At 62.9% G+C, this 18382-nt stretch carries 15 protein-coding genes; 5 read left to right on the top strand and 10 right to left on the bottom strand.

What is annotated here, in order from left to right; translation table 11 throughout:
• Positions 1-77: 77 nt before the first annotated feature.
• Entirely contained in the window at positions 78-1607 is a 1530-nt protein-coding gene (locus KF712_15290; GenBank protein MBX3742351.1) for a hypothetical protein, read from the top strand.
• Positions 1608-1985: 378 nt separating this feature from the next.
• Here KF712_15290 and KF712_15285 read toward each other — a convergent pair whose 3' ends face one another.
• From KF712_15285 to KF712_15275, 3 genes are read right to left on the bottom strand one after another with little or no spacing between them, the layout of a single operon-like run.
• Entirely contained in the window at positions 1986-2363 is a 378-nt protein-coding gene (locus KF712_15285) for a hypothetical protein (GenBank protein ID MBX3742350.1), read from the bottom strand.
• A gap of 46 nt (positions 2364-2409) precedes the next feature.
• The gene (locus tag KF712_15280; GenBank protein MBX3742349.1) at positions 2410-4224 is read right to left on the bottom strand and encodes an NPCBM/NEW2 domain-containing protein; all 1815 of its coding nucleotides are present in this window, start codon (positions 4222-4224) and stop codon (positions 2410-2412) included.
• Positions 4225-4236: 12 nt separating this feature from the next.
• Complete coding sequence (locus tag KF712_15275; protein MBX3742348.1) at positions 4237-5523, bottom strand: hypothetical protein; 1287 nt, start codon at positions 5521-5523, stop codon at positions 4237-4239.
• 58 nt (positions 5524-5581) lie between these two features.
• Here KF712_15275 and KF712_15270 point away from each other — a divergent pair, with 58 nt between their 5' ends.
• The 4 genes from KF712_15270 to KF712_15255 all read left to right on the top strand — a co-directional run bounded on the left by KF712_15270 (position 5582) and on the right by KF712_15255 (position 10036).
• Positions 5582-6445 carry an aminotransferase class IV gene (locus KF712_15270; GenBank protein ID MBX3742347.1) on the top strand — a complete coding sequence of 288 codons (864 nt, stop codon included), beginning with the start codon at positions 5582-5584 and terminating at the stop codon, positions 6443-6445.
• A gap of 72 nt (positions 6446-6517) precedes the next feature.
• Positions 6518-7558 carry a sugar phosphate isomerase/epimerase gene (locus tag KF712_15265; protein MBX3742346.1) on the top strand — a complete coding sequence of 347 codons (1041 nt, stop codon included), beginning with the start codon at positions 6518-6520 and terminating at the stop codon, positions 7556-7558.
• Positions 7559-7675: 117 nt separating this feature from the next.
• Positions 7676-8758 carry a Gfo/Idh/MocA family oxidoreductase gene (locus KF712_15260; protein MBX3742345.1) on the top strand — a complete coding sequence of 361 codons (1083 nt, stop codon included), beginning with the start codon at positions 7676-7678 and terminating at the stop codon, positions 8756-8758.
• Between the two features lie 123 nt (positions 8759-8881).
• On the top strand, positions 8882-10036 hold the full coding sequence (locus tag KF712_15255) for a Gfo/Idh/MocA family oxidoreductase (GenBank protein MBX3742344.1): 1155 nt from the start codon (positions 8882-8884) through the stop codon (positions 10034-10036).
• Positions 10037-10043: 7 nt separating this feature from the next.
• Here the strand turns inward: KF712_15255 and KF712_15250 are convergent, their stop codons facing one another.
• The 7 genes from KF712_15250 to KF712_15220 form a co-directional block, all read right to left on the bottom strand.
• Positions 10044-10922: an EamA family transporter gene (locus KF712_15250; protein MBX3742343.1), complete on the bottom strand. Its 879-nt coding sequence runs from the start codon at positions 10920-10922 to the stop codon at positions 10044-10046.
• A gap of 36 nt (positions 10923-10958) precedes the next feature.
• Positions 10959-11843 (bottom strand): zinc ABC transporter substrate-binding protein, encoded by an 885-nt coding sequence (locus KF712_15245; GenBank protein ID MBX3742342.1) that lies wholly within the window; start codon positions 11841-11843, stop codon positions 10959-10961.
• A gap of 236 nt (positions 11844-12079) precedes the next feature.
• Positions 12080-13108 carry an endonuclease/exonuclease/phosphatase family protein gene (locus KF712_15240; protein MBX3742341.1) on the bottom strand — a complete coding sequence of 343 codons (1029 nt, stop codon included), beginning with the start codon at positions 13106-13108 and terminating at the stop codon, positions 12080-12082.
• Between the two features lie 13 nt (positions 13109-13121).
• Positions 13122-13436 (bottom strand): twin-arginine translocase TatA/TatE family subunit, encoded by a 315-nt coding sequence (locus KF712_15235; GenBank protein ID MBX3742340.1) that lies wholly within the window; start codon positions 13434-13436, stop codon positions 13122-13124.
• A 90-nt stretch (positions 13437-13526) separates the two neighbouring features.
• Positions 13527-14726, bottom strand: coding sequence for a peptidylprolyl isomerase (locus tag KF712_15230; protein MBX3742339.1), 1200 nt, complete (start codon positions 14724-14726; stop codon positions 13527-13529).
• 21 nt (positions 14727-14747) lie between these two features.
• Positions 14748-16469: a 4-alpha-glucanotransferase gene (locus KF712_15225; protein ID MBX3742338.1), complete on the bottom strand. Its 1722-nt coding sequence runs from the start codon at positions 16467-16469 to the stop codon at positions 14748-14750.
• Positions 16470-16538: 69 nt separating this feature from the next.
• Positions 16539-18382, bottom strand: a 1844-nt coding sequence (locus tag KF712_15220; GenBank protein MBX3742337.1) for a glutamate synthase subunit alpha, incomplete at its 5' end; no start/stop codon positions are given.

Here is an 18382-nt window from a genome sequence, read left to right as displayed (position 1 = left end):
TTGTCATCGCTCAGTTTTCACCACCGTCAAAAAACGCGGGGTTGATGGTCCACGCAGGGCTGCTAGAGTCCCGGGAAATGGATGACCAAGGATTTCACAATCAGCGCAGGAAGAAGGGATTCTCGTGGTTCGGCGCGGGGTTTTTCGTGCTGGTGTGCGGTGGATTCGGCCTTCTTTTCACCCCGATCCCGGGCCGTTTGAAGCAAGCCCTGAAGGAGTTGTCGAAACCGGAGCAGGTGCTGGTCAAGGCGGACACCACCGACATCGAACGCCAGATCCGGGCAAGATATGAGTCGGAGATGCAGGAACTCCGGGAAAATCAGGAGAAGGAACTCGCCGCCCTGAAAAAAGCCCAGGCGGAGAAGCCGAAGGAAGCGCCCGAGGAGCCGCCTCCCACGGACATGACCCTGGGTTCGGTGACGGATGTGCGGGAACTGCGCTCCGGCATCCCGTTCAAGACCGAGGTGACCGTAACGAAAGGCGGGATTGCTTCCGTCGAGCGGAAGGACGCCGCCAGCTACACGGCTTCCTACCACCTTTCCGTCAAGGCACCGACCCCTGCCAAGACGATCACCGAGCTGGAGACGTCGAACAAGTCCCTCTCGAAAGTCCTGCCGGGGCTGCCCGCACTGGTGGAGAAGGCGGAGGTTTCCCCATGGTTCTACCGGCTCTACGACGAGAAGACCACCCGCATCCGCAAGAGCGCGAACACGCTCAACGAGCTGCTGACGAAGCACAATCTCTACGACTGTGAGACCATGCTCCACCTCCAGGCTCCCACCGGCCGGAAGATCTTCTTCCTCCAGGCGGAGATGGATGTTGTCTCCGACGGCTCCGATGGCGACCGCCTCCCGACGATGCCGGATGAGATCGTCAATTCCACCCACTACCAACCCTACACCAGCTATGGCTGGCCGAAGAAAACCCGCACGCCGAATCCCCTGATCGCCGGTTTCGAGCGCCGCATCGCCGCGGGCCAGAAGGAGCTGGAGGAAAAGGGGACCACCGCCGACCGGAAGACCTGGCTGCGTGACCGCATCGCGATGCTGAAACGCGGGATCGCGGACATGAAGGCGCGCAGTTTCCTCATCGCGGAGTATGATCCGTTCATCGTCATCCCCGTGAGCATCATCACGACGAACAGCAACAGCGATCCGTTCGCTCCGCGGGTGGGTGACTATGCGGTCGTCGTCCACGGTGAGAAAATCTACCCTGCCATCGTCGGTGACGGCGGACCGACCTTCAAGGTCGGGGAGGCGTCCCTGCGGATGGCCCGTGAGATCAACCCGAGGTCCTCCCCCTACAGCCGCCCCGTGTCCGATCTGACCGTGACGTACCTCGTCTTCTCCGGAAGCCGTGAAGCGGAACGCCAGCCACCCGACTACGTCAAATGGCGGCAGAAATGCCACGAACTGCTCGGCGAGATGGGCGGCGTGGGCGATGGATACTCGCTCCATGAATGGCAGGATCTGTTGCCAAAGCCCGCTCCTCCGGAACCAGCACCCGCAGCTCCCGGAGCAACTCCTGATCCATCCGCTCCCGCCGTGCCGGGTGCGCCTGCCGCACCGGAGGCTCCCGTGACGCCGCCTGCTGTGCCGGAGCAGTAAGGCATTTTGATCTCCGAGCCATCGTTATGGCTGCGGATCGCCTTTCCAGAGGCAGGGACCGCATTCCATGCGGTCAGGCTGAGTGGACGTTCCTCCATCCCAAGATTCCATCCTTTTGAACATAGCGCCCCGATTCCTCGGAGGGAAAGCCGGACGGATACCGATCATCGCAAGGCATCAGCCGCCGTCCCCCGCATGACCGCATGGAATGCGGTCCCTGCCAAAGATGCTTGTCATCGCCGGGAAAATCCTTTGCTTCGGGAAAGATTCTCCGGGCCGTCCACGCAGCCAGCCAGTTTCATGAAAGCCTTTGCGTTCTCCGCTTTTTCGAAAGCTTTCTTGGCCATGCGCCAAAGCTGTATAACGCGCTGTCTTTTGTCAATTCGCCTCTAGCATCCGCCGCGTCCGTTCCGCCTGCAGCGCCTTCAGCACGCGCAGCAGCAAGATCACGCACAGGATGGTGATGCCGAGTTCCAGCAGCGGGGCGACACCCCGCGGCCTGTCACCGGCGAACCAATCCGCCACCGCCTTGATCCCCATCAATCCCTTGCCGGTGCCGATGAGTGAGATGATCCCCGCGCCGATGATGCCGTGCCAGTACATCCTGATGGTGAAGATACCGCAGATGAGGAGCGCGCCGCCCAGGGTCAGGCCTCCGCGCAGGAACTCGAAGCCGGGCATCTTCGGCAGAAAGGACATCCCGGAGATCCCGGCGGCCAGAATCAGGGTGCCGGTGAAGAGAATGTGAGCGCGCATGCCGGAAGGGGAGACGGAACCCGCCCCGGTGGCAAGCCGCGCCTTTTCACAAGGAAAGCTCCGGCTCGAACCAGCAGCCCCAGTCGGAGCGGTTCCCATCCCCGGCGTCTTCCACGATGAACTGCAGTTCCTTCACCCCCGCCACCGGCAGGTCATAGCTGCGGAGGGTGCCGGGGCTGGTCTTTTCCGACCTCCACAGCTCCTTGCCATCGCCCTTGATGACGAAGACACACGACCCTCCGTCCGTGCCATCGGGGAAACCCGCGTGCCCTTTCAACGATTTCCACTTCCCGCCAAGATCCCAGCGATGGACCGCCGGGGCGTGGGCATACAGCCCGCGTGAGAAAAGCCTGCCACCGCAGGAAAAAAGGAGATGGTCACCCGGCAGCCGGTTGGGATCCGCCTTACCGTAGCCAACGGTCGCCTCGATCATCGCCGCATCGGAAAGCCGGCATGGACTGTCCGGTTCCGCTGACGGAGCTTTTCCCGGACGGAAGCCGAGATTGGCGGCGATGACTCCGCCCGCTTCGAGAAGTTTCGGATCGGGCTTCTTCGCCGCGATGGAGCGGAGAATATCCCTCGCCGCCATGGTGGATGATCCGGCGACCTCGGCCAGCAGTGGCCGCAGGGCGGCGAAGGCTTCGGCGGATGAGGTATCGACGGTGCCGTCCTGTTCCACCCGGTAGGGATAGGTGAACTGCGGCGTCGGGGAAGCGAAGGAACTTGCCGCGCCATTGGCCTGCAGGATCACCACGCGGAAGACACCGGCTTTCCCGGCGGCGAGGGCATCCGCCTCCAGCGTGAAATTTCCCGCATCATCCGGCACGGCGGTGCAGGTGGTGGCGTCGTAGTCACCGCCACCCGCCGGGTCCATGTAGCCGACCACCGCATACGCCGGAGGATCCGCCACCACCTTTGCGGAAAAACTGAAGCTTTTGCCATGGTTGGTGATCCGGATGTCGGTCGGCGTGGCGTTGGCCGGGGTATCGATCCCTTTGGCGGAGCCGGAGAAAATCGGGTGGGACGCCAGCCTCAGACCGTGGGCGAGGGTGAGGAAGGAACCTTTCCCTTCACCCCGCAACTGGTCCCCATAGGTGCGGTTGCCCGCACCCATCAGCGCGGTGCCGAACGCTTCCTTTTCATCCGTCCGTTCGCAGTTGTGGGGGAGTCCCAGCGCGTGTCCGAGTTCATGGCAGACGCCGCCGATGAAGATGGAGTTGTATTTGCCCACGGAGATGTCGCCATACTGGCCGTCCTTCACGCGCGGCTCCTTCTTGCCGAGGAAATCGAGGTTGAGGATGGGGGAGTCCACCTGCCACGCGGTGCCATTGCAGTTCGTGCCGCTGGCGTAGTACGGGCTGTTCTGGGTGATCGTGCGGGTGGCAGGCGTCCAGTTCGCCATGTTGCAGAAGATGACGATGGTTTCCTTCTCCGGATCCAGCCCGGCGGCGGTGAGGGCGGGCAGGCATTCCTTGCGGATATCGTCACCGGATTCCGGGCCGTAGGAAGCGTAAGGTTTCTCGCCTTTGACCACATGGATGACGGTCCTGCCATCCTGTCCCTTGTCGAACTGGATGCTGCGTGGTCCGAAACCGAGCCGGATCATTTCCCTGCCATAAAATCTGCGGATGTCCTCCATGATCGCCGCCAGCCTCACCACATAGCCGGTGGGTGGCTGGCGGTCGGCGGGCGACCAATAGACGAGGTGGACTTTCTTCTCCGCCTTCACCGGATCCTGCGCCTGCCAGTTGTTGAGGATCGAGACGGCGCGCGGGACCTGCTCGGAAATTTGCTGCTGCGGGGTGTTTGCTGCCAGCATCACCGGGAGGATCAGCAGGGGAAGGAGGGCGGGTTTTGTCATCGGGAAATCAGGTTACTTGCGGATGGCCGCCAGCTTCGGGTCATCCAGGTCCAGCCGGTAGAGGATCTGGTTGTAGTTGAAACGCGGTGTGGCGGCCGCCTTGTCTGCGAATTCCGCCGTGTAGGTTCCTTCGAACAGGATGAAGGGCGCGTCCGGCGCGGTCAGCTCGTGCTGGATCCGCGGGTTGTAGAAAGTGTAGTTCCGGTGGGACAGCACCTTCACCGCCGTGCTCCACGGCCCCAGCGGGGACTCCGCCTCCGCATACCAGATCTCCCCGAAGCCGGATGGCTTCCCGTGGTTCTGGGTGAAGATGGTGACCCAGCGGCCCAGGTGGGCGTTCCAGCACACGGAGCCGCGATGGGGGGCGATTTCCGCGCCCGCGGCATCCCGTGGTGAGGCGGGCGCGGAGATCTCCTGCCACTGCGCGGGATCGCTCCATCCTTCGTAGGTGGCGGGGCATTTCAGCGACGGAAAGGGATCGCCGAACAGCAGCCAGTCAACGCCGTCCGGAGCTTTCCAGGTAAAGGGATGCCCGCGCGGGATGAGCGGCTTCTTTCCATCGCCCTTCTTCCAGATCCGGCGCACAGGAGTGAAGATTCCCCGCTCATCGTCGAAGGAGCACAGCCCGACGTCATATTCGTCGAGGTGGTTCTCGATCTTGGAGTAGGTGGCCACCAGCCGCTCGTTGCCGCTGCGGTCCTTCACGCTGGTCATCGCCCCCAGCCATGTCGGGCCGGGGCCATCCATCGGCGAGACACCCCGCAGCTTGCCATCGGTCTTCAGATACTCGTAGCGGAGTGCGAGCGGGGGCTGGAATTTCGCCAGCGGCAGGAGAGGGGAGGTGGCGGCGGTTGAGTTGAAGTTCCCCAGCGGATACTCCGGAATGCTGGTGTCCCCCCACAGCCAGAAAAGGCGGTCGCGGTAGCGGCTCAGCAACACGGAGTCACTGCCCATCACCCCGGACTCCGCGATGGGGGCGGTCTCCCCGAGCTTCTCCAGATGGTTGAAAAGTCCCGCTCCCGTCAGACGTCCCAGCCGCTTGGCGACCATCGTCCGCTCGACCTCGATGCGGGCTTTCTTCCCGCGTTCCACCTGCACCCGCACCCCGGCGCTGCCAAAGCCGTCCGGCTTCACCTGATAGCCGTCCGAGGAAACGCCGAGCCAGATCTCCCGACCGAGCAGGTCAGGCTCATCGATGGCGGCGAGGCCCGCATTGTCCGTGAAGAAGGAAAGGTGGTGCGTGGTGCGCAGCTCCACCAGCGGCACCGGCCAGCCGTTCTCCCGGTCCACCACCTCGATCCGGAAAGGCGGCTCCGCACCGGCGGCAGGGAGCGCGCATAGCGCCCATGCTGCGGCCTTGCAGGTCAGCAAGACACGGATCATCGTCCGCCTGATGTCGGATTTCTGGTGCAATGGCGGATGGATCGGGGCGGAGGAATTCACGCTTCCTCCTACGGACCGTGGAGTCATTCTTGGTCTGGCTATTTTTGAAACCATGCTCGCCGTGGATGGAAGGCCGAAATTCATCCCGGCGCACCTGAAACGGTGGGAGGAAAGCTGCCGCCGGCTGGGCTGGAAGTTCCCGGATAATGATCTGGAAGCCATCGGCGCGGAGCTGCTGGCGCGGAACGGACTGACACAGGGCAGGGGCAGGCTCCGCCTGACGATGACCGGCGGGTCCGGCTCGGTCTTCACCAAGGACGCCGGTACCGATGCCCTCACCTGGATCACCGCGACTCCGGTGGACGCTCCGCCTGATAGCGTCTCCGTCCTCCTCTCACCTTGGCGGCGAAATGAGAGATCGCCGCTGGCCGGGCTGAAAACGGCGTCCTACGCGGAGAACATCCTGGCGCTGGACCATGCCCGCGCCGCCGGGTTCGACGAGACGCTTTTCCTGAATACCGTAGGCCAGCTCTGCGAGGCGGGCACTTCCAATGTCTTCATCGTCCGGGGAGGGCGTGTGCTGACCCCATCGCTCGACAGCGGCTGCCTGCCGGGGGTAATGCGCTCCGTCATCATCGCGCTGATAGGAAAGATGGGACTCACCTGTGTGGAAACGTCCCTCGTGAGCACGGATCTGGAGGAAGCGGACGAAATTTTCCTCACCTCCGCCATTCGCGGGCCGGTGCCCGTTTCCCGGCTGGGCCAACGGGCATTTCCGGCCACCCCGGTGACGGATTCCGTCCGGGCCGCGTGGCGGGACGAAATTTGCCGCTGCTGAACGCATGTTTTTGCTTTCTCCACCGTAATCGTTCCCCTCAACCTAGCCGGGCAAACCCCGAATCCATCTACCATGTCACGTCCTGTCACTCTCTTCACCGGTCAATGGGCAGATCTGCCGCTTGAGAAACTCGCGGCTCTCGCCAATGAAATGGGCTACGATGGCCTGGAACTCGCCTGCTGGGGTGACCACTTCGATGTGGAAGCCGCCCTTGGCAGCAAATCCTACGTGAAGGAAAAGTGGGAACTGCTCGCCGACCACGGCCTGACCTCCTACGCGATCTCCAACCACCTCGTCGGCCAGGCCATCTGCGACAACGTCGATGAGCGCCACAAGTCCATCCTCCCGGAAAGCGTCTGGGGCGATGGCGATCCGGAAGGTGTCCGCAAGCGCGCCGCCAAGCACATGGCGAACGCCGCCAAGGCCTGCCGCAAGTTCATCGACGCGAAGCCGAAGGGCGATGACTTCGATTTCCCCGCCGTGGTCAATGGTTTCACCGGTTCCTCCATCTGGCACTCCATCTACGCCTTCCCGCCGACCAACCAGGCCTACTACGAAAAGGGCTTCAAGGATTTCGCGAAGCGCTTCGGCCCCATCCTCGAGGCTTTCGAGAAAGCGAACGTCAACTTCGGCCTGGAAGTCCACCCGACCGAGATCGCCTTCGACATCGTGTCCGCACGCCGCGCGCTGGAAGCCGTCGGCAACCACAAGCGCTTCGGCTTCAACTTCGACCCGTCCCACCTCGGCTACCAGGGTGTGGACTACGTCCGCTTCATCCGCGAGTTCGGCGACCGCATCTACCACTGCCACATCAAGGACGCATGGTGGGGCCACGGTGACGGCACCGTCGGCGTCTTCGGCGGCCACACCGACTTCGGTGATCCGCGCCGTTACTGGGACTTCCGTTCCCCGGGCCGTGGCGATGTCGATTTCGAGGACGTCATCGTCGCCCTCAACGACGTCAAATACCGCGGACCTCTCTCCGTCGAGTGGGAGGACGGCCGCATGGACCGCGTCCATGGCGGTGCGGAGGCATGTGCCTTCGTCCGCGGCCTCGACTTCCCCGGCAGCGACGTCATTTTCGACGCGGCCTTCGACCGCAAGAACCAGTAATTCGGTGAAACCGCGAATGAACGCCAATGAACGCGAATGGGGATTCTTCCATTCGCGTCAATTCGCATGAAGTCGCGGTTCGGATCATTTCAAGCAACCCATCTAACAGAACACATCATGTCCATCAAAGTAGGAGTCATCGGAGCGGGCGGAATGCTCAAATACCACGCCGCGGGTTTCCGCGCCGCGGGTGCTGAAATCATTGCCGTCGCCGACCCGGCGCCGGGTGCGGCCGAGCGCGCCGCGCAGACCTGGGGAATCGCGAAGCAGTTCGACTCCGTCGACAAGATGCTCGCGGAGTGTCCGGAACTGGACGCCATCAGCATCATCGTCCCGAACAAGTTCCACGCCCCGCTCGCCCTTCAGGGCCTGAAGGCCGGCAAGCATGTCTTCTGCGAGAAGCCGCCCGCCCTCAATGCCACGGAGATGAAGGAACTCATCGCCGCCGCGGAAGCCTCCGGCAAGCGCCTGATGTTCAACTTCAACAACCGCGCCCGTCCGGAGTCGCAGGCGATGAAGAAGTATTGTGAGGACGGCACCGTTGGCACGATCAACTCCGCCCAGGCGAAGTGGATCCGCCGCACCGGCATCCCCGGCTTCGGCGGCTGGTTCACCAGCAAGGCATTCTCCGGTGGCGGCGCGGTCATCGACCTCTGCCACATGATCGACCTGTCCATGTATTTCATGGGCTATCCGGAGCCATCCCACGTGCTGGCCAACACCTTCGACACCTTCATCACCGACAAGGGCTTCAAGGGTCCTTGGGGCATCCCTGACCGCGCCGACGGCGTGAACGATGTGGAGGCCGCCGCACACGGCTTCGTCACCTTCAAGACCGGCCAGGTCCTTTCCCTTCAGGTCTCCTGGGCGGAGATGATCAAGCGCGAGGAAGTCTCCGTCGTGTTCCAGGGCACCAAGGCGGGCGGCAAGGTGGAGCGTCTCTTCGGCCGTGACGGTCTGGATGAAACCGCCATCGACACCTGCGAACTCTACGTCCAGGAAAACGGCAACAGCGTGAACCGCACCATCGTCACCCCTGCCTGCGAGGACATGGGCCGCAGCGGCTCCGCCCAGAACTTCATCGAAGCCATCGAAGGCAAGGCCGAGCCGTTCAATGAGCCGGTCCAGGCCCTGCGCCTGATGCAGATCATCGACGCGATCTACGAGTCGGCGAAGACCGGCGCTCCTGTCGCGATCTGATACCACCCGTAGCGAAGCTCGTGAGAGCTTCGGCAGGGAGGCGCCGTGCTGGTGGTACGGCGTCCTCTTTTCAACTGACATCCACCCAACCGAATCCCTCACGGGATTCGCTACCTTACCTTCATGAACCGCAAACTCCGCATGGGCATGGTCGGCGGCGGCCGTGGCGCCTTCATCGGTGCCGTCCACCGCATGGCCGCGAACCTCGACGGCCAGATCGAACTGGTTGCCGGAAACTTTTCCTCCGACCCGGAGAAGTCGAAGCTCTCCGGCGAGGACTTCTTCCTCGATCCGTCCAGGGTCTATTCCTCGTATGAGGAAATGGCGAAGACGGAGGGAGCGAAGCCCCTCGGTGACCGCATCGACTTCGTCAGCATCGTCGCCAGCAACAACCTCCATTTTCCGGTGGCAAAGACGTTCCTGGAGAACGGCATCCATGTAGTGTGCGAAAAGCCGATGACGTTGTCGCTGGAGGAAGCGAAGGAGCTGAAAGCGATCGTGGAGAAATCCGGCCTCGTCTTCGCGCTCACGCACAACTACACCGGCTACCCGATGGTGAAGGAAGCCCGGGCAATGGTGAAGGCCGGCAAGCTGGGCCGTCTGCTCAAGGTCGTGGCCGAGTATCCGCAGGGCTACGCGGTCACCAACCTCAAGGAGCAAGAGAACACCAAGATCGGCAGTTGGCGCGCGGATCCCAAGAAAGCCGGCGTTTCGAACTGCATGGCGGACATCGGCATCCATGCGGAGAATCTCGCCCGTTACATCAGCGGACTGCATCTGGAGGAAGTGGCCGCGGATCTCAACACCTTCATTCCCGGTCGTGTGCTGGATGACGATGGCAGCGTGCTGCTCCGCTATGAAGGCGGCGTCCGCGGTGTCCTCTACGCCTCGCAGATTTCCACGGGTGACGAGAACGCGCTGCACGTCCGCATCTACGGCACGGAGGCATCCGTCGAGTGGCACCAGGAGCACCCGAACGAGCTGATCGTGAAATTCGCCGACCACCCGCGCCAGGTCTGGCGTCGTGGCAACAGCTACAACGGCCCTGAGGCACAGAAAAACACCCGCATTCCTTTCGGCCATCCGGAAGGCTTCATCGAGGGCTTCGCCAACATCTACGCCGCGGTGACCGAAGCGGTCCGGGATTCGCTCAAGGGCGAGTTCAAGCCGGGCACTTACGATTTCCCCAATGTTGATGATGGCGTGGAAGGTCTCGCCTTCATCGAGGCGACGGTGAAATCCTCCGCCGCCAACGCGGCCTGGACGAAGTTGCGCTGATCCAAATTTACATCACCGGTTTGCGTGTCATCCGCACGCAGACCGGGTGGGCGATGTTCGCGATGAGGATCGTCCCCAATCCCACGTAGTACATCGGCGTGAGCTGCTTGTATTCGCCGAACAACAGCGCGGCGGCGATGATGCCGTAGAGCGGCTCGAAGCTGATGGCGAGGTTCACCGTGTAGGCGCTCAGGGTTTTGAGCAGCCGGATGTGGAAGCTGTGGGCGAACACCGTGCAGCCGAGCGCCAGTGCCAGCAGCCACAGCCAGTCGGACCCCTTCCATGCGAAAAGGGATCCGGCATCTGTCATGAATGGCAGCAGCACCAGCGCGACGCACAGCGCGCCGAGCATCTCCCACATCACCATGGTCAGGGGATCACCGCCGGTGGTCACCAGCCGCCGGTTCAACACCGGAAAGATGGCGGCGAGGAAGGCACTGAAAAGCGCGACCGCCAGCCCGGCCAGATCCTGCCGCTGGATCGCCCCCGCGATGGTGCCCACGCCCGCGAGGATCAGCAACCCGAGCAACACCTCGAAAGGGCGCACGCGGCGCTTCTCCAGCCACGGTTCCGTGAGGGCGGTGAAGAGTGGCATCGCCGCGAGTCCGGCGAGGCAGATGGACACGTTCGTCATCTTCACCGCCTGGAAGAAACTGATCCAGTGCACGCCGACGATCACGCCGACACCGAGAAGGGGACCGACAACACCGGCACCCGGCCACAATGACAGGCGGCGGATGAGCGCCACCCAGACCGCGGCCCCCACCGCAGCGACCGCCGTTCTCCACACCACCACGCCCACCGCAGGCAGTGAGATCACCTCACCCAGCAGCGCGGTGGCCGCCAGCAGGAGGACGAGCAGATGGAGTTGGACGTAATGCTTCACGAAGCGGCCGGACCGACCCGTCCGTGGGAACGACCATTACTCGGGCCGCAGCGCGGTGACGATGGCGGACACGTTGTGCCTCACCATTTCCTCATAGCTCGCAACCCCCACGCCATCCGCGATGAGAGGGTCCGCCAGCTTGATGCCGGTGTCCTTGGTCAGCGTCTGGAGGATCTTGGGGTTGGACTCCTTTTCGGGAAAGATCGCGGCGACCTGATGTTCCTTCAGCTCGGAGATCAGCTTCGCCAGTTCTTTCGGCCCGGGCATCTGCTCCCGGTTGATGCCCTGCACCGGATGTGCGGTGAAGCCGAAGTCCTTGCAGAAATAGTTGAAGGCGGCGTGGGCGGTGGCCAGATGGCGGCGCTCCTTCGGCACCTTGGCGATCTCCCGCTTTGTCCAGCGTTCCAGTTCATCCAGCTTGCCGCGGTAGGCGGTGGCGTTCTTGCGGAAGTCCTCCGTTCCAGCCGGATCCGCCGTGGCGAGGGAGTCCGCCACCACGGTGGTGGCCCGGCGGAAAAGGTCGATGGAATGCCACCAGTGGGGGTCCAGCCCGTGCTTGTGGTCATGGTCATGGCCGTCGTGGTCATGGTCGCATTCGCCTTCCAGCGCGGGCAGCGTGGCACCGATCTCCACCACCGTCGCCTTGCCGCCGACGATGGTTTTCAGCTTGGGCAGATACCCCTCCAGGCCCATGCCCGCGACGAGGTAGAGCTTCGCCCCTTCGGATTGCGTGAGGCTTTCGGTGCTCGGTTCGAAATGATGGGGATCCCCGGTGGAGCCGATCAGGTCCACGACCTCCACCCGCTCACCGCCGACGCTTTTCGCGATGTCCGCCAGCAGTGGATGCAGGACGGCCACCTTGAGTTCGGCGGCGGTCACCGAAGCGAGCGAAAACAGGATGGAAAGGAGCAACGGGCGCATGGCTGGGCCAGTTTCGCGCAGGATGGGTATTCTCGCAAGTAGATTGCGATAGTGTTTCTTGGCCGTGGCGACGATGGCAGGGACCGCATTCCATGCGGTCAGGCGGAGGGCTGCGGAAGAAATCCTCCGATGCCGTAGCATCACCGCAGCCCCGCAAACGAACCTCCAACTTTGAGACAGGATGAAGTCACGGGATCATGGCGGTTCTCCCCACCGGACCGCATGGAATGCGGTCCCTAATGGAACACCGCCAGCACCGCCCGGTGGTCGGAGGCTTTCGCCCATTCCGGGTCATCCAGAACCTTCGCCTTCGCGAAATCGGTTCCGGGCTTGAGGCTCTTGCTCACCGCGATGAAATCAATCCGGGAATAGATGTCGTGCAGCGCCCAGTGGTGGGTCCAGCGGGTGCCCGCGGAGTCCTCCGCGGGGATGGCCGTGAGGTAGCCGGGGTCATTGTAGCTGCCGGTGATGTTCTTTCCGGAAACGCTGGAGCGGGTGTCATTGAAGTCGCCATACACCACCAGTCGTTCGTCCGGATTCTTCGCGAAAATCGAGTCCACGTGGCTCCGCAGCAGCAGGGACTCCGCCCGGCGCATCTCCTCCTCGTCACCTTCCTCGACTTCCCGCTTCGACTTGAGATGGCAGCCCAGGAAACGGAACGGCCGTCCATGGATGTCCACCGTCACGTCCAGCACGCCGCGGTTCCAGAAGTAGAGCTTGTTCTGCAGATGATACTCCGTCTTCTCCGGCTTCCCGGTCGCGGAGATGGGGAAGCGCGAAAGGAGGCCGAGGTGCCGCACCGGGTCCGCGCCACCCGTGAAATGGGAGTGGGGGAGATCGACGCCCGCTTCCTTCAGAAGTTGCTGGATCTCCGCCAGATCCCCGGCGGTGCCGATCTCGCACAGCCCGATGACATCCGGCGATTGGCGGGCCATGATGGAGATCACCGCAGCCTTCTCGTCATCGGGCTTCGGCTTGGAATCCAGCGCCTTGCCGTTGACGTAGCGGTTCATCACCAGCCAGTTCTTCACGTTGTAGGCGATGAAGCGGACATCCTGCCGCCGGGCAGGTGTGGATGCCTCCTTGGCAGGCTGCGCGGCCGCTGGATCGGGTGTGACCACCGCAGCGGGGACCTCACCAGCGGCGTTGCCGCCCCATTCCGGTGTCTGGCTGCGGTCACAAGACGCCGCCCCAAAAAGAAGAACCGCCAGCAGCGAACGGCTGGCGGTGCCTGTGAAAATGTTCCTCAGGAAACGGGAAGTCACGTTTCCCGGTGGGTCAGACGTCCCTTGGCTCCTTGCCGGCAGCTTCCTTGACGGAGGCTTCGGCTTTCAGTTTGGCGATCTCGGCTTCGAGTTCCTCCTTGCTCTTGCCTTCGGTTTTCGCGGCGGCGGCACGGCGGCCATCCGCTTCCGAACGGGTGATTTCGTATTCGAAATCCTCACGGGCTTTCTTGAATTCACCCATGCTCTTGCCGATGCCGCGTGCCAATTCGGGGAGCTTCTTTGCCCCGAAGAGCAGCAGGATCACGACGAAAATCATGATCATCTCAGGACCGCCGATCGGGCCGAGGAAAGCGAGTGTTGCGTTCATAGGTTCAGCGTAAGCGCCCGTTCGCGGGCTTGCAAAGGAATATACTGGCGCGGATGGAAACTCTTTCGGGCGAATTTGAACCTCCGGGGGTTATTTTGTAATGGAGAGGGAACCTTGCCCCGCGAAGAACCAGGAGTCGGTGAATCCGCTGAGCTTGTGTGTGCCAAGATTCAAGGTGGATGTCGAACCCGTGAGCGAACCACTGATCTTGAGGGGGACCAGTCCATCGACCTCGACAATCAGATCATAGGGGGACTGGGATTCGTAAATGTGAATGATGTCCCTGGGCGTCTCTTCGTCATTGAAAATCACGGTTCCTCCATCGCCCGCTGCATTGAATGTGAAAACGAGGGAATTTCCCGGCCATGTCACCGTGAGGGATTTTCCGGAAAGGGATGCGGGAATGATGGCATCGCTGTTGACGGCATCAACGAACCGGTAGAACTGCTTCTGCGGATATTGGCCGAAGCCGTATGGCACGGCGATCGGAAACGGCGTGTTTCCGGGGCCGCCCAAGCCGGCGTAATCCAGTGAAGCGAGATCCCAGGTTTGGAGATCTTCCGAGACATAGGTGGAGGTGGTAACGCGTCCGTCGCGTGGGATCCTCGGCACCGCCCGCACAACGGAGGGGAGATTCAATTCCAAATCGTAGGGAGTTGGCTGGATTTCAGGAAGATTCTGCCCATGAACATCGAATGCCGCGGCTGCGGTGCCAACCCTGCGAATCGTGACGGATTGGATGACGACGGGCGTATTCGGTTTCCACGAAGTGACCGGTACGGCGTTGATCTGGTCCACGACGTCCCTTCCGGAGGTCACCACGCCGAAAACGGTGTGGGTGCCGTCCAGATGCTCGAAATTTTGCGGGGCGTTGCGGGGAACGGTGACAAAGAACTGGGAACCGTTGGTGTAGCCGCTGGCGTTCGCCATTGAAATGACATAGGGGGCGTGAGCGGGGCCGCCGATGGTTTCGTCGGGGAAATAGTAACCAGGGCCGGCTGATCCCGTGCCGAGCGGGCAACCGGCCTGATTCATGAACTTGGCGACCACCCGGTGGAAGATCAGGCCGTTGTAGAAGGGTTTGTTCTCTTGGATCACTCCTGAAGGGGACACCCATTTCCGGGTGCCTTCGGCGAGGCCCACGAAATTCGCCACCGTTTTCGGTGCGATGGTGTAGTTCAGCTCACAGGTGAAATTCCCCATGCTGGTGGAGAAATCCGCGTAGATCTGTGCGTTGGCGGCGGCGGAACAGAGGAGAAACGCGGCGGATGTGAGGGTGAACCACTTCATGGACGTGGGAAGCAAAGCAGATCATCCCCGTCGTGTCACCCCGATGATGGAGGCGAGTTTTTTGCCGATCTCGCCCATCCTGGAATCCCTCCGGATCTCCCCGATGGTCCATGGAAGGCGGAACCTCCAGTTGCCACTGCCGTGGCTGCCCGGGCGGTTGATCCGGCCTTCGATCCCGAACAGTTCGGTCACGGAAAGGACCGCATAGCGGGAATTCGACGCGAACAGAGCCTTGATGAGCCGCCAGTGGACGCCATCCGTGAACGGGGGAAACACCCCGTTCGCCGGGATCGGGATGCCCGCGAACTCCGACAGCAGGCGGAGGGTGTGGCTCGCATGGTCCGCATCCCGCTGGTGGTCGTGGCTGGGTTCGTGGAGATTGCGCTGGATCGCCTCATGGCACCAGCGCCAGATGGTGTTGACCGGATCATGGTCGTGGGTGGAGTAGGTGGCGAAGCTGCACTCCGGGAAGCGGTCACCGGTCACCGCGTGGCCGTGGTCGCTGTCCCAGTGGGGGATGCGGAAGCCGGCGACACCCAGGCCGGTGAGGTGGGGGCGGACATAGCCGGGAACCCAGCCGAGATCCTCCGCGATCACCTCGGCATCGCCCGCTCCGGTGAGGATGCTCCGCAGCCGGAGGTCGCCGTCCTGCCGGTTCGCTTCCTCATTCTCCGGGCTGTCATCCGGCCGCCGTGACCAGCGGGGGAGCCGTCCACCGGTCAGCTCCGCGGCCTGCTCGATGCTGGCATCGATGAACTCGTGGTTCCGGGAAGGTGGCCACGGAAAGGAATAGATGCGGTAGAATCCGAGGATGTGGTCGATGCGGAAGATCCGGAAGATGTCCGTCATCCGGGCGACCCGCGCCTTCCACCAGGAAAAGCCGTCCTTCTCCATGCGGTCCCAGCGGTAGAGGGGGATGCCCCAGTTCTGCCCCCACTGTTGGAAAAACTTGTCGTCCGGGACCATCGGCTCCGGCGGGGATCCGCCGCAGAGATCCAGGTGGAACTGGTTCCGGTCGAAGAAGGTGTCCGTGGAGTGCCAGCTTACGCCGATGGGAATGTCGCCCATCAGTTTCACCCCGCGGTCATCGGCGTGACGGCGGAGTGCCTTCCATTGACGGAAGCAGAGCCACTGGACGAAGGAGAAATACCCCAGTTTGTCATCCGCCTCCGGACCTTTGGTCCGTTCCGCAGCCAGGAAACGGCGCGCCCCTTCCGGGCTCTGGCAACCGGTCGGCCAGAAATTCCAGGACAGGGAATCGCCGTGAACCTCCATCAGCCACCGGAACAGCGAGTAGTCGTCCAGCCAGGCCTTCTCCGTATTCCGGAACTCCGTGAACTCCCCCAACAGGGATTCCGGCCATTCCTGCCGTCGGCTCCATCCGATCTCCAGAAGCTGCCGCTTCAATCGTCTGATTGATTTGTATTGAACTTCAACATACCCAAACGATTCAGTTAATTCTTCCTGAATTTCAAGAATATCAGAATTCCGCAGTCCGGGGACTTCTTCCGGCGAAACGGTGAGGTAAATGGGGTCGAGCGCGATGGATGAGATCGCGCTGTAGGGGCTTTCGTCCGGTCCGTTTTCGTTGATCGGCAGGAGCTGGATGAAACCGACGTGGTGGTCGGCGCACCAGTCGATCCAGTGCCGGAGGGCCAGGGTATCGCCCACGCCGAAGTCGCCCTCGCGCCTTGCTGAGAAGGCGGGAAGCAGGATGCCTGAGGTGCGACGATTCGTTTCCAAGGGGTTTTATTGGAAATGGAGCGGAGGAGCACTCGCCGTGGCTCCTCCGCTTTCAAGGATGATGGCAGGTCACTTCGCTCCGACCGGAGTGGAAGCGGCTTCGTGTTGCTCTTCGGCGGCTTCCAGCGCGGCACGTTCCTTGGCGATGACCCGGACCAGCTTGCGCGAGGTTTCCTCCCAGGCGGCGAGGAGCTTCTTGCCCTGGGCGCTGCCGGTGGCGGCGACGTGCTGCTCGACGAGGGATTTCACCTCGGCGAGGTCCTGCGGACGGGTGACCGGAAGGGCGACGACCATCTCGGAGTTGACCCGCGAGAAGAACTTGCCGTCCACATCATAGACGAAGGCGGCGCCGCCGGACATGCCCGCGCCGAAGTTTTTCCCGGTCTTGCCCAGGATCACGACGGTGCCGTTGGTCATGTATTCGCAGCCGTGGTCGCCCACGCCTTCGACCACCGTGATGGCACCGGAGTTCCGGACCGCGAAGCGCTCGCCCGCGCGGCCGTTGGCGAACAGGCGTCCGCCGGTCGCGCCGTAGAGGCAGGTGTTGCCGCAGATCGCGTTGGCGGCGGCATCGAAGCTGGCGTCTTCCGTCACGCGGATGACGATCTCACCGGCGGTCATGCCCTTGCCGACGTAGTCGTTCGCCTCACCGAAGATCTCCAGCTTGACGCCGGCGACCAGGAAGGTGCCGAACGATTGGCCGGCGGTGCCGCGGCAGACGATGTGGATGGTGCCTTCGGGAAGCTTGCGGTCGCCATGGAGTTCGGCGATCCGGCCGGAAAGGCGGGTGCCGATGTTCCGGTCCGTGTTGACCACGTCATACTCCAGCCGGACCGGCGGGCGGTCAGGCAGCAGCTTGAGGGCGTCCAGGATGGCGGCCGGGGTGGAACCCGCGCCGTATTCCGGGATCCCGGCCGGTTGGTCGGATCCGGTGAGGTTTTTCACCAGGTCGGCGATGATCTTCAGGTCGAGCGCGGGCTTGGTCAGACCATCGTTCCGCTCGTGGGTGCGGATACGGGCGATCTGGTCCAGCGGGCGGCCGGTCTGGGCGGAGAGATCCGGCACGACGTCCTTCAGGATCGCGCTGAGATCCAGCGTGTTCGCCTTCGGGTGGCCTGGAACCTCGCGCTGGGCGAGATACTCCGGACGGCCGATCAGCTCATCCAGCGTGCGGACGCCGATCTTGGCCATCCACTCGCGGGCTTCCTGGGCCACGCCGTTGAAGTAGTTGATGACCATCTCCGGGGTGCCTTTGAACTTGGCGCGGAACTTCGGATCGGTCGTCGCGATACCCACAGGGCAGGTGTTGAGGTGGCACTTGCGGACATACACGCAGCCCATCGCGATCATCGCGGTGGTGCCGAAGTTGAACTGTTCCGCGCCGAGGATGGCGGCGATGACCACGTCCCGTCCGTTGCGGATGCCACCGTCCGTGCGGAGGGTGACCCGCTCGCGCAGGTTGTTGATCAGCAGCGTCTGCTGGGCCTCTGCCAGTCCGAGTTCCCATGGGGAACCGGCGTGTTTGGTGGAGGACAGCGGGGATGCTCCCGTGCCGCCGTCATGGCCGGAAATGAGGATGTTGTCGGCGGAGGCTTTCGCCACACCGGCGGCGACCGTGCCGACGCCGGACTCGGCGACGAGCTTCACGGTGATCCGGGCGCGTGGGTTCACTTCCTTCAGGTCGTGGATCAACTGCGCGAGGTCCTCGATGGAGTAGATGTCGTGGTGCGGAGGAGGCGAGATGAGCTGCACCCCCGGCTGTGTGTTCCGCAGGCGGGCGATCAGCGCGTTCACCTTGTGGCCGGGAAGCTGGCCGCCTTCGCCGGGCTTTGCGCCCTGCGCCATCTTGATCTCCAGTTCGTCCGCGTTGACGAGGTAGAAGGGGGACACGCCGGGGCGTGCCGACGCCACCT

This window comes from Akkermansiaceae bacterium, from assembly GCA_019634595.1.
Lineage (GTDB): Bacteria > Verrucomicrobiota > Verrucomicrobiia > Verrucomicrobiales > Akkermansiaceae > Luteolibacter.
This window is presented reverse-complemented; position numbering and strand designations above follow the sequence as displayed.